At 38.0% G+C, this 13639-nt stretch carries 10 protein-coding genes; 6 read left to right on the top strand and 4 right to left on the bottom strand.

Annotated features, from left to right (window positions below; all coding sequences use genetic code 11):
- Positions 1-6: 6 nt before the first annotated feature.
- From pdhA to porU, 4 genes are all read right to left on the bottom strand, one after another.
- Positions 7-1005, bottom strand: a complete 999-nt coding sequence (gene pdhA, locus NOX80_RS06850) for a pyruvate dehydrogenase (acetyl-transferring) E1 component subunit alpha (protein WP_256552563.1) — start codon at positions 1003-1005, stop codon at positions 7-9.
- 250 nt (positions 1006-1255) lie between these two features.
- Positions 1256-1738 (bottom strand): cytidine deaminase, encoded by a 483-nt coding sequence (cdd, locus tag NOX80_RS06845; protein WP_256552562.1) that lies wholly within the window; start codon positions 1736-1738, stop codon positions 1256-1258.
- Positions 1739-1812: 74 nt separating this feature from the next.
- A complete protein-coding gene (gene porV / locus NOX80_RS06840; RefSeq protein ID WP_256552561.1) occupies positions 1813-2982 on the bottom strand; it encodes a type IX secretion system outer membrane channel protein PorV in 1170 nt (389 codons plus the stop codon).
- Between the two features lie 40 nt (positions 2983-3022).
- Positions 3023-6889: a type IX secretion system sortase PorU gene (gene porU, locus NOX80_RS06835; protein ID WP_256552560.1), complete on the bottom strand. Its 3867-nt coding sequence runs from the start codon at positions 6887-6889 to the stop codon at positions 3023-3025.
- Between the two features lie 240 nt (positions 6890-7129).
- Between porU and gldJ the strand changes: the two genes are divergently transcribed.
- The 6 genes from gldJ to NOX80_RS06805 all read left to right on the top strand — a co-directional run bounded on the left by gldJ (position 7130) and on the right by NOX80_RS06805 (position 13593).
- Positions 7130-8803, top strand: a complete 1674-nt coding sequence (gene gldJ, locus NOX80_RS06830) for a gliding motility lipoprotein GldJ (protein WP_256552559.1) — start codon at positions 7130-7132, stop codon at positions 8801-8803.
- 71 nt (positions 8804-8874) lie between these two features.
- The gene (locus NOX80_RS06825) at positions 8875-10158 is read left to right on the top strand and encodes a UDP-N-acetylmuramoyl-tripeptide--D-alanyl-D-alanine ligase (protein WP_256552558.1); all 1284 of its coding nucleotides are present in this window, start codon (positions 8875-8877) and stop codon (positions 10156-10158) included.
- Between the two features lie 100 nt (positions 10159-10258).
- Positions 10259-11119: an alpha/beta fold hydrolase gene (locus NOX80_RS06820; protein WP_256552557.1), complete on the top strand. Its 861-nt coding sequence runs from the start codon at positions 10259-10261 to the stop codon at positions 11117-11119.
- Positions 11120-11123: 4 nt separating this feature from the next.
- On the top strand, positions 11124-11630 hold the full coding sequence (locus NOX80_RS06815) for an RNA polymerase sigma factor (protein ID WP_256552556.1): 507 nt from the start codon (positions 11124-11126) through the stop codon (positions 11628-11630).
- Positions 11617-12210: a hypothetical protein gene (locus tag NOX80_RS06810; protein ID WP_256552555.1), complete on the top strand. Its 594-nt coding sequence runs from the start codon at positions 11617-11619 to the stop codon at positions 12208-12210. Before NOX80_RS06815 ends, NOX80_RS06810 begins: the two co-directional genes overlap by 14 nt.
- A 117-nt stretch (positions 12211-12327) precedes the next feature.
- Positions 12328-13593 (top strand): serine hydrolase domain-containing protein, encoded by a 1266-nt coding sequence (locus NOX80_RS06805; RefSeq protein ID WP_256552554.1) that lies wholly within the window; start codon positions 12328-12330, stop codon positions 13591-13593.
- Positions 13594-13639: the final 46 nt, after the last annotated feature.

The following is a 13639-nucleotide window of genomic DNA, read 5'->3' as shown; positions in this document are numbered from 1 at the left end:
AATCGATTATAATTTATGTGGTAAAAATGGGTAATTCTCTTGTTCGTATACTACATCATACATTACGCTTAAATCCGGATACGGCGATTCTTCCGCGAATTTCTCACATTCTTCAACCAGGTCTTTCACTCGTTGATCAATTGCTTCGATTTCAGCTTCCGTAGCGTAGTTATTTTCTTTAATGATATCTAATACCTGAGTAATCGGGTCGATTTTTTTGTATTCTTCCACCTCTTCTTTAGTACGATAATGTTGTGCATCGGACATTGAGTGTCCTCTGTAACGGTACGTTTTCATTTCAATGAAAGTCGGTCCGTCACCTCTTCTGGCTCTTTCGATCGCTTCAGACATCGCTTCCGCTACTTTTACCGGATTCATTCCGTCTACCGGTCCGCATGGCATTTCATATCCTAAACCTAATTTCCAGATATCGGTATGATTTGCTGTTCTTTCTACAGAAGTTCCCATTGCGTATCCGTTGTTTTCAACAATAAATACTACAGGAAGTTTCCATAACATGGCCATGTTGAATGCTTCGTGAAGTGATCCCTGACGAGCAGCTCCGTCTCCGAAATACGTTAATGTAACGCCACCGGTTCCGAAATATTTATCAGCAAAAGCAATACCTGCACCTACCGGGATTTGCGCCCCAACGATACCGTGTCCACCATAAAATCCGTGTTCTTTAGAGAAGATGTGCATTGAACCACCTAATCCTTTAGATGTTCCTGTCGCTTTTCCTAACAATTCGGCCATAACTCTTCTTGGGTCAACTCCCATTCCGATTGGCTGAACGTGGTTACGGTAAGCTGTAATCATTTTGTCTTTGCTTAGGTCCATTGCATGAAGCGCACCTGCTAAAACAGCTTCCTGTCCGTTATACAAATGCAAAAAACCTCTAACTTTTTGTTGTATATATAATGCAGCCAGTTTGTCTTCGAACTTTCTCCAGAACTGCATGTCTTCATACCATTTAAGGTAAACTTCTTTTGTGATTTCTTTCATATTGCTTTTTCTTTTGCTGTTGCACTGCATTAATCTGCCAAAACAGAACACGGCACATTACACAATTTTGCGAAGGGCAAAAATAAGACATACTAAGAAGAAGTAAAAATTTACCGGAATGTATTTTTGTTATTTTTTTGTCAACTTTTAAAAACAAGGCCTTTATACGCCCTTCTTTTTAAAACAATACCATTTCCGCTTAGCATCTCTTCACAATTCCACACAAAACCGTTACAAGAATAACATTTCGCTACAGGAATTTTTTATCAAAGTGGAACGGCAATATATTTTGCAGGGATTCTGATTTATATACCTCTCCGATTTCTCCCATAAAATAGAGTTCAATCGGTTTTTCCTGTTTGAATTCATATTCTGCTATCGACTGGCGGCATGCACCACAAGGTGGTATCGGCGATTCAACCGGTTTATCTTCGGAAGTTGCCGAAATAGCAATTTTTACTATCTGAGCATCCGGATACAATGCCCCGGCTTGAAAAATGGCTACTCTTTCCGCACAAAGTCCTGACGGATAAGCTGCATTTTCCTGATTTGAACCGACAACCACTTTTCCGTTATCCAATAAAATTGCGGCTCCTACTTTAAATCTTGAATAAGGCGCATATGCTTTTTTTCTAATCTCCACTGCCTGCTCCATTAATGGCTTTACATCTTCCGGTAGTTCTTTTTCGGAATCATAAACCAAAAACGTAGTAGTTACATCTATTTTCTTCATATCAAACTTCTTTTAGACAAAAAATCCAAATTCCTTCCGGAATTTGGACACTTTGTTTATTATATTATTAACGACTAATATTCATCATACGAATCTCCGAAATTGAATGTCAGAGAGAATCGCAATGTATTTTCAAGCGGGTTTCTCACTTTTGACGTTGAGAACAAATAGGATACATCCACTTTTACAACACTATATTTAAATCCGGCTCCCATTGTAAAATATTTACGGGCTCCTTTTAATTCACTTTCATTAAAATACCCGGCACGTAAAGCGAATGAATTCTGATACATATATTCTGCTCCTAAAGCCCAGGTAAATTCTTTTAACTCTTCGCTGATTCCGTCAGGCGCATCACCGAATGATTTAAACATACCGGAAACCCAGCCTGTTTTTCTGTAATCTGAAATTGCGGTATTTCTTTCGTCAGCCGTTACAATACCATCTCCGTTTAAATCCGGGTTTGGTGGTGTCGGCACTAACAATTTATTCACCTCTCCCATCACGGATACTTTATTGTATTCATCCAAGATAAAATCAAAACCGGCACCCAGTTTTAAATTAGCAGGAAGGAAGTTACTACTTAAATCGTCGTTATCATAACTGATTTTCGGCCCCATGTTCTGAAAGTTAAAACCAGCTCTCCAACGTCCGTCAAAATCAGAAAAAGCCATTTCTTCCGACTGATAGAAACCGGCTACGTCAACTGCAAATGTATTAGCAGCAGAAGCATCGTTAGTTCCGTCATTAATTTTCAGGTTAGAACGGATATAACGTCCGGCAACCGCCATTGCAAACTGCTCGCTCAACTTCAATGAGTAAGACGCATCCAATGCAAATTCGTTCGGGCTAACCGTATTTAACTGGTTACCCAATGCATCGGTTAACTGAATATCACCTAATCCGAAATAGCGTAAGCTACCGGCAAAGGCACTACGTTCGTTTATTTTATTAAAGTAGGTAATCTGACCTAATGAAATATCATTGGCAATTGATGTAAGATATGGGGTATAACTCACAGAAAACCCTTGTTTCGTCAAGGCGAAAGCGTATTTAGCCGGGTTGTATTGTTGCGAATAAGCATCAGAAGAACTCGATACTCCGATATCTCCCATACCCGCCGCTCTAGCATCGGCAGCAATCATTAAGAAAGGAACTCCGGTAGTAATAACTCTATCTTGCGCTTGCATCCATTGTGTTGCGCCTGCAAATAAGCACAACGATAATATTGCAATTTTTCTCATTAGCTATCATTTGATTTAATTCAACAAATATAATATTTTATTAAAGGATTACAAGTTTTTCGTACTTTTCGGCCCTTTTATTTGAAACGGAAGATTTAACCGTTAGTTTATATACGTATACTCCTTTTCCGATCCTGTCTCCGAAATCATCCCTTCCGTCCCACTTGATATCACGTGACAGAAATCCCTCAGTCATAATAGATTGGTTAATTGTTTTCACTACTTTTCCGGTAATTGTCATGATTTGCACCTGTACATCCAACGGCTCATACGGACTGTTATGTGTAAACCAAAATTCAGTATAACTTACAAAAGGATTAGGATAATTTAACACTTTATCCAGCTCCAGCCCTTCATCTCCTACTACCACAAACTGTATTTCGGCCGTCACCAGATTATTATATACATCCCAGGCTTTAAACGTCAGCGTATGCAATCCTTTTGCCAGATTACGGAACGGAAACCGGAGCTTTCCTTTTGTATAATCATCCGGAAACGTCTCATAATAATCATTCATTACATACGGCTTCGTTTCATCACCATCCAAAATACCGATAATATCATGTCCGATTCCACTGGCGGTATTAATTCCGTTTTCATCTTCCAGGAAAGCCAACAAATACGGTGACGCATTCGTAATACCACCTGAAACAAACGATTCATCATTCATATACAATCGCACTTTCGGCGGTGTATTATCTACAGCCGCGTTCGGATTAATCCCTCCTATTTTAATTAACGTATCATAACCCGTTTGATTTTCTAATATCTGTCTTTTTTTGGAATAAAAACTCACTCTTCCGTTTCCAACCGGAATCCGGATATCTTTCGGCATTACAAAACCAAATTCAAAAGCACCGTTTGTTACCGAAGCATTTCCTCTAAAAACCGTTTCACCCAGCGTTTTAAAATTCATAATGATAAGACCATTACCATTTGTAGCACCATTATTTCCTAACGTACTTCTGGAAATTTTCTTATCAAAAATCTGAACCGCCAGATCTCCGTTATACGATGTCAGCGGGTTATCATTTTCATCCGTCACCTCTCCGGTCATTTTCACATAAGCCAATGCCTGTAACGCATCATTAAATTGCGCCAACGGCACATCATTCACTTTTGTCAACTTGATTTTCGGTTTCGGTATCGCCAGTTTTACCGCCGGATCACCAATAAAGAAAACCACATTTCTATTATCGGTAAGATTTTCATTTTTAGTTCTACGCAAAGCTTCCGACATTGTATCGTAGTTATTCGAACCGAAAGAATACAAATATTTACTTAATGATTTATTCATGTTTAATCCGGTTGTAATTCCGATTTCCCTTGTTGTTGCCACCAAAGCAACTGCTCCACCTGCCGTATTCCAATACATATATTCTCCACCAGTAGGACGATACGGATTATCAAAACGGGTAAATTCACAGGTAATCGTAATAAACAACGGATAACGGAAACGATTTGTCAGGTTTTGCGCATCCGTTTTATCAAAAATACGTTCAGCCGCCAAACCATCTTCTCCACCATGTCCAAAATAATTCACCGCCAAAGCTCCCTGTGCAAAAGCTTCCAATATATCAAGTCTTGCTTTCGGATAACGTTCCCCACCGGCAGCCACTTCTTGTAAATACGAATCGGTATGTATTTTCTTGACATTTACAAAAGGCTTCTCCCTATATAATTCATCTCCTAATTTATCCAAATCAAATTGCAAGGTTGCATCGGTTGGATTATCCGCATCATCCGAAATCAGCACATAATTATTGCGCCATCTTCCGTATGATCTTTCATCGTGATACTCTAATACTTTATTTACCATTTCAGCAGCCTGCTGATTGGAACTCACCAACATTCTTCCAACCGCAATATCCAACCCTGAAGTTGTTGTCATCGGACCTTCATTCGGATCCATCAACACATAAAAGTCATCCGACATAAAAGTTGCATAAGCCGAAAAGTTTTGTGAGTTATTAATTTTCGGATCATTCGGATTAAGTCCGTGAAAAACCGGTACGATATTCGTGTTATTCGGAATTCTGTTTTTATAATCAAACGAGGCATCTCCGAACATATTTATATAGCGCACTCTTTTTGTCGGAGTCGACGCATTCCAGTATACATATTTAATAAAATTCCGAATAGCAGCTACATCTTGTTTTCCGGATGAGAATTCATGATAAATATTTTCAAGATTCACCACCTTTGTATTTAACCCGGAATTATTACGATGAAAATTAGCTAGTCGTTCCGCCTGTCCGTTTAAAGCTGCCGGAGTTATAATAAGGTAATCCACATCCTGAAATTCACCTTGTTGATTTTTAAATATAGTTCCTTTTAAATCCTGATTCGGGATACGTCCCGCTCCGTCATTTAACGGTGAATACAAATCATTATAATCAACTGCCACATATTTTCGTACTTCACCTAAATTCGCTTTAAAAGAAAATGTAGCCTGTCCCTGGTTTTCAAATTTTGTAACATTATAAATATCCGTCACATCCCAAACCTGTCCGACACCAACAGCATTTGACAGCACATATTCGGCTACACCTATATTATTAGCGGCATCATTCCGGTAAAACAGGAATTGTTTTCCGTAACCCGACAATTGCCGTTGTGATTCCAGTGCAATATAATCCAGATAACCGTTTGAAGAAGGCACCCCTCCGTTATCATACGTAAGCTTAACAGCAATTTCACCGCTGGTTGCAGTAAAAGTGTTTTCCAATAAAGATTCATATGCCGCCACATGTACATCCGGACTCAACGAAGCAAACGGAATCGTTCCTACACTTTGTTCATTAACATTTACCTTCAACGACGAACTTCCATAAGAAGCCGAAGCTGCGTTCACTCTTATTTTTACCGGTACGGTGGTTACAATATTCGGTATCTGAAATTTAAATGTTTGTTCATTTTCAATTGCAAACATTTCACCGAACCATTTACGTCCCAAACGTCCGATATTAACTTTATCCACTTCATGAAACTGATAATCATCAAACTGATTATAGCTTACTGTCGGCGCACCTGTAGGCTGTACATTCGTATTAATTCTTTTCCCGGCACCACCTTTAGTCGTAATATAATAATGTGAACGATCCGAATAAAGATTCACATTTGTTAAACTTTCCTTATTCCATCCTTCCGGGCCTTCGGCATAAAATATAATATAGTCGTATTCTCCGAAATCACCGTCATTCTCACCGATCACCTGAATAGCATTTTCCTCCAGATCATCCGGATAAGGCGTACTGTTAAGCAACGGCAACATACGACCGCCGTTACCGTAAATTTTAATATTTCTCGGATCAACATTAACATTCATTCCGAGTTGTTGCAAAAAGCTTCTGGATATTTTATAAACCCCGGATCGGTCTACATAGAAACGATAAAAATCACCTGATGCCAATACTGAATTCGAAACCGCATTAACATTAAAGTTTTCAGCCGACAATCTTGCAGCAGCACCGGTCGTAAATTCTGCATCTAATGATACTACTCTTTTATATCCTCCTCCTACCTTAATAATAGGAGAAAAAACCAACATCGCTTTATAATCTTCACGAGCAATAACGAACTCTAACTTTTCGTTAAGTTTATCCGGCAATGCTGTTACTGAAAGATCTTTCAAATCATTTTGAGAAATTGTCTCATACACAACATTGGAAATCTTTAGTGATTTAACATCAATCTGACCGGAAACAGCAAAAGCTTTCTTGTAACGAATACTCTTTAAATCGGCGTTAAACTCAAAGTTATCGGCATTAAATTGCGGTACCATATAATTAACAGTTTCAAACTGTATACCGGCTGCCGGTTTCCACTCAATAACAATATGCTCTTTCTGCTGCGCAAAAGACAGCAGGCTGACAAACAAGAAGACAAAGAGTATATATTTTTTCATCAAGATCAAAACGTATTAATTTCAGAGATATTACAAAGAGAAAAAATATTTTTTGGAAAAACTAATTTCGAGCCCGATATAAATAAATAGGACTTATACACAATATCCAAATACAACTGACGTTCTTTATATTAGATTTAACAAAAATTTACAATTAGTTTTAATAAATCACAAAAAAATTGTTGTCGTTTAATGGTTAATTATTATATTGCGGCACTAAAATTATACCTAACTGAAAGTATGAAAATCAACAGAATTATGGCTTTACAATTGATGGCAGCATTATCGCTATCGATTGGTTTTACTAGTTGTAGTAAAAAATCGGGGTCAAAAGGAACTTCTGCGGCTACTGGTTGGAAGATCAACGATAAAAAAGGTGGTTTCCAATACAATGCGAAGTACAAAAAACAGGAGACCCCTCCAGGAATGGTTGCCGTAGAAGGTGGAACATTTACTATGGGTAAAGTGCAAGATGACCCAATGCACGATTGGAATAACACTCCAAACCAGCAGCATGTTCAGTCATTCTATATGGATGAGACCGAGGTAACTAACTTCATGTATACCGAGTACCTATTCTGGTTAAAAACCATTTTCCCTCCAACAGATGAGAATTATAAAAATATCTATGTTGGTGCATTACCGGATACTTTGGTATGGAGAAATCGTTTAGGATATAACGAGACAATGACCAACAACTATTTAAGACACCCGGCTTATGCAAACTACCCAGTAGTTGGTGTAAACTGGATTCAGGCTGTTGAGTTTAGCAAATGGAGAACTGACCGTGTGAACGAAGCTATTTTAGAGCGCGAAGGCTACCTTAAAAAAGATTCTAAAATTACAGAAGTGAAAGCAGAAAGCACTTTTAGTACAGAATCTTACTTAGCGTCACCTACTTCTACTTATGGTGGAAACGAAGAGCTTGTTTACAAAGGACAAAGAAATAAATTAGCCGCTAAAGACGACGCTAAAAACGTTTATGCGCAAAGAACATCAGGTATTATCTTACCGGAATACCGACTACCAACTGAAGCAGAGTGGGAATATGCTGCTGTAGCTTTAGGAGGAATCCGTGAGTACAACACTTACAAAGGGAAGAAAAAATACCCTTGGAGCGGACAATACACACGTTCCGGAAAAAGACAATACAGAGGTGACCAGTTAGCGAACTTTAAACAAGGAAAAGGAGACTACGGAGGAATTGCCGGATGGTCTGATGACGGAGCTGACATCACTAATGAAGTTAAAAAATACCCGCCAAATGATTTCGGTTTATACGATATGGCCGGTAACGTAGCTGAATGGGTTGCCGATGTATACAGACCAATTGTTGATGATGAAGCGAATGACTTCAACTACTACAGAGGTAACGTTTACATGAAAAACAAAATCGGTGAAGACGGAAAAGTTGAAATGGTTACTACTGAAAACATCACTTATGATACATTAAGTAACGGTAGAATCATGGCTCGTAACTTCCCTGGACAAATCGCTCAGGTAGCAATCGATGACAACGAAACGTATTTAAGACAAAACTTCTCTAAGAGTGATAACAGAAACTATAGAGATGGTGATAAACAATCAACTCGTTTCTACAACTTCGGAAATGAAGAAGAAGCTGACGAGAAAAAAGACGACAAAAACAGAATGTACGATTCACCGAAACACTCTGTAACAAAAGACAGTCTTGGTAACTTGATTAGAAAATATGACCATTCTGACAAAAGAACTACTTTAGTAAACGACGACAGTAGAGTTTACAAAGGTGGATCTTGGAGAGACAGAGCTTACTGGTTAGATCCTGCATCAAGAAGATATTACCCACAAGATATGGCTACTGACTATATCGGATTCCGATGTGCAATGTCTAAAGTAGGTCCAAAATCAGGTAAGAAAAAAGCCAGAGGATAATTTAATTTTCATACATACTTTAAAAGCCCTAATTTATTTTAGGGCTTTTATTTTTTTAGTACTTTCACAACATGAAAATAGAAGAACTTTATCAGTGTTTTTTACAAAGCACCAGTATCTGTACTGACACCCGAAAAATAGAGCCCAACTCCTTGTTTTTTGCATTAAAAGGAGACAACTTTGACGCCAATACATTTGCCGCTGAAGCCCTTAACAAAGGTGCTTTATTTGTTGTTATAGACGATAAAAAATATTTTACGGACGAAGACAAAATGTTACTGGTTCCGGACAGTTTAAAAGCATTACAAGGACTCGCTAATTACCACCGCCTGCAACTAGGGCTTCCAATTATTGCTCTAACCGGTAGTAACGGAAAAACCACAACCAAGGAACTTATTAATGCCGTGTTATCGCAGCAATACAACACAAAAGCAACAATCGGCAATCTAAACAATCATATCGGTGTACCCTTAACCTTATTATCGTTTACAGAGGATACCGATATCGGTATTGTAGAAATGGGGGCCAATCATCAAAAGGAGATTGAAATGCTTTGTCGTATTGCTCAACCGGATTTCGGTTATATTACCAATTTCGGAAAAGCACATTTGGAAGGTTTTGGCGGAACTGAAGGTGTAATCAAAGGGAAAAGCGAATTGTATCAATATCTGGAGCAACATGCTAAAACTGCTTTTGTCAATCTGGATGACATTATTCAGCAAGAGAAAACACAAAACCTGACACGTTATACTTTTTCACAAAACGAAGGAAGTGATGTAACAATCCAATCGGTTTCAGCCAATCCGATGGTTAAAATAGGTTATGAAAATATTGAGATACAATCTCACTTAATCGGAATTTATAATGCCAATAATATCAATGCAGCTATTAGCATAGGAAAATATTTTAACGTTCCGACGGAAGCCATTAAAAACGCGATTGAAAATTATATTCCAAGTAATAACCGTTCGCAACTGATTGAAAAAAACAGCAATCATATTATCCTGGATGCCTATAATGCTAATCCAAGCAGTATGACTGCCGCTTTGGAAAACTTCGCTCAATTAGAAGACCGTTCTAAAATTGCAATACTGGGCGATATGTTTGAACTAGGAAACGAGAGTATTGATGAACATCAAAACATTGTGGAATTGGTGAGTCGTACGCCGGAAATCAAAACCTATTTTATCGGAAAAGATTTCTTTGCTTCCAAGGTAGATCAACCTCATTTGCATTTTTTCGCAAACTTTGAAGACTTTGCTAATTATTTCCAAAACAATATTCCAAAAGAACACACCTTATTAATAAAAGGTTCTCGCGGAATGGCACTTGAAAGAACACTTGAACTATTATAAATTAAGATCGCTGCAATTATGCAGCGATTTTTTTTCATCCGGTTGTAACAATTAGTAAACAACTGCATCAAAAGAAAACAAATCTTAAAACGCAGTTATTATGAAAAATCTAATGCTTACACTATTATTACTATTATTACTATTCTCACTCTCAACCGTTAATGCACAACAAAAAGCTTTTGAAGTAAAAGTAACCGGAAAAGGCCAACCGATAATTCTGATTCCCGGCTATTCTTGCAGCGGTGCTGTATGGAAAGAAACCGCCGATCATTTAAAAAACAACTACCAATTGCACATTCTTACCATTGCCGGTTATGCCGGAGTAAAACCAATTGAAGATCCGGTATTGCAAACTGTGCACGATCAATTAATACAATATGTAAAAGACAACAAGTTGAACAAACCAATCCTAATCGGTCACAGTCTTGGTGCTTTTATGTCATTATGGGTAAGCAGTTCACAACCTGATTTATTCGGAAAAATTATTTGTGTAGACGGAGTTCCGTTTATCTCGGCACTAACCAAACCGGAAACCACTGTTGCTTCAATAAAAGAAGATCCTCGCTTTAACAAAGAAGCAGTGATTAATAATTTTAAAGCCATTCCGAGTGAAGGCTATGTTACGAATATGACAAAAATGATGTTATATCAGGTACGTGATACAGCCAGAGCCAAACAAATTGCCGAATGGAGCTTCGCCGGTGACCGCAGAACACTCGGTTCAACAATAGTAGAAATGTCACTTACCGATCTTAGAACCGATATTGCTAAAATAAAAAGTCCGACTTTAATCTTAACAAGTCTCTTTAATACGAAAGAAAACAGTGAAAAAATCTATAAAGAACAATATGCAGCATTACCCAACAAAACGATACAGGTAGCCGATAGTAAGCATTTTATAATGTATGATGCTCCGGAATGGTTTTACAATGCAATTGACAACTTTTTAAATCAAAAATAAGCCCGTGTCGACAGAACAACAAAAAGACAGCTATTTCCGGGAATTATACACTACTTATGCCACAAAGATTCATCGTGTTTGTCTGGGTTATACCGGAAATAGTATGGAAGCCGATGATCTTTTACAGGAAGTGTTTATCCGGGTCTGGCAAAATCAGGACAAGTTTCGGGGTGAGGCGCAAATCAGTACCTGGATATACAGAATAGCCGTCAATACCTGCTTATATCATATCCGGTCACAAAAGAATAAAAAAACAACGGATTTAAGTTCGGAACAAATAAAAATAGAAAATGAAGAGGGCAATGAAAAAGAACAACAAATTCAGCTTTTATACAAATGTATTAGTCAGCTCAACGAATCAGATCGTTTGATCATCACACTTCTCCTCGAAGATGTTCCCTATAGCGAAATCGCCAGTGCAACCGGAATTACCGAGGGAAATTTAAGAGTAAAAATACACCGGATAAAACAACAATTAAACACCATTTACAGTAAATATGAAAGCGTTTGACAATCTGAAGGAAATCTGGCAACAACAAAATACCAGTGCGCTACCTGATGTTACTGTTATCATCAATAAAGCGAAAAAAGAACAACAATCCATGACTAAGAAAATCCGTATTCAGGTTTTGATTTTATTACTAACAATAGTATTTATTGCCTGGTTGGTTAATAGCATCGACTTTAAAATGCTGACAACTTATACTGGGATCGGACTGATGTTTGCTGCAATAGCCGGCTATTCGGCACTGCGATTAGTAATGGTTCACAAACTACAGAAAACGGACCTGACGGCTTCACCTCAAATCGCTATGGTAGCTATCAAGCAATTCTATAGTTTTCAGCAAAAAGTAAACACAACTTACACACTACTCTATTATATTATATTGAATATTGCTTTTGGTCTATATGCCTACGAAATTGTACAACCTTTATCCACAAGAACGAAAGTGATCACCCTTATCATTTATACCGCCTGGATGCTAATCGCATATTTTATTATCGGCAAAAGACAAATCCGGAAAGAACATGCCAATACAGAAAGCATCATAACGGCTATTACGAAAATAGAGGAGAATTACGATAACTAACATTATTGCTACACCTGACAGGTTTTTGAAACCTGTCAGGTGTAAAATCGGTCTGGTGTAAAATCGGTCGGGCAACCAATTATAATCCGTATATTCGTAAAAACGAAAGCTATCCCATTGAAAACCAAATTCTTTACTATCGCAATCATCCTACTGATGACTGTTTCCTGCTCGGCTCCGAAAAAGAACCTTTCCACGACTTTGAATCAATCTGCTTCCGATTCCTTGACCGAACAATTGCAACAGCTTTACAAAAAAGGTTATTTTAACGGATTTGGCGTAGCGATAGTAGACGAAACCGGAATACGCTATCAAAACGGATTCGGATATTCCGATGTAGCCCTTCAAAAATCGTATAGTACCCAAACCGTCCAAAGTATTGCATCCGTTTCCAAAACTTTTGTTGGAATAGCGCTTTTAAAAGCGCAGGAAATGGGCAAACTCCGATTAGATGATCCTATCAATAATTATCTGCCGTTTCAAGTAAACAACCCCTATTTTCCGAATATTCCGATTACAATAAGACATCTGGCGAATCATACTTCGACAATACTGGACAATGAATATTACTTAAGTCAGAATTACTATTTAAAAAGTGATCAGGAGCTAACCGGATTACCTTTGGTGTTTGACGAAACACAGGTTTTTAACCCGTCCGATACAGCATTACCTTTAAACACTTTCCTAAAAAACATGCTTATTCCCGGCGAAAAATGGTATACCGAAAATACATTTCAAAACCAAAAACCGGGTATGCTGTATGAATACTCCAATACAGGAACGACTTTGGCTGCCTATATTATTGAACAGGCAACCGGTGAATCATTCGATCGCTTTACACAAAAACACATTCTGACACCATTACAACTAAAAGATTCCGGTTGGAAATTCAATACCATCGATTTTAAGAAGTTATCCCGTTACTATCAGGATCCGAAAATTTTGCTTCCCTATTATACGATGAGTTCCTATCCCGACGGCGGTTTTATGACCTCAATACAGGATTTAAGTTTCTATCTACAGGAATTGATTCGAGGTTATAACGGAAAAGGGAAAATTCTTTCTAAGGAAAGCTACCGGGAGTTTTTTAAGCCGCAATTATCCGCTGAAAATTTTACCGATCGGCCTACTAACAATCCTTATAACGAATCCTATAATGTCGGTATTTTTATCGGATTCGGCTATACCGGTTATATCGGACATACCGGAGGTGATCCCGGTGTTATGTCCATGCTATTTTTCGATCCCGAAACCAATATTGGTCGGATTATGATGTTCAACACAAATTTTTCGACACAAGAAGGCAATCAGGTGTTTTACAAGATCTGGGAGCTATTGAAACAATACGGCGGCAAACCAGATACTACACCAGACAGGTTTTAAAAAACAAATACTATACCTGACAGGTTTTAAAAACCTGTCAGGTATA

It is taken from the genome of Flavobacterium cerinum, from assembly GCF_024496085.1.
GTDB classification, from domain to species: Bacteria; Bacteroidota; Bacteroidia; order Flavobacteriales; family Flavobacteriaceae; genus Flavobacterium; species Flavobacterium cerinum_A.
Note: the sequence above shows the minus strand (reverse complement) of the source record. Positions and strands in the feature narration are given on the sequence as shown.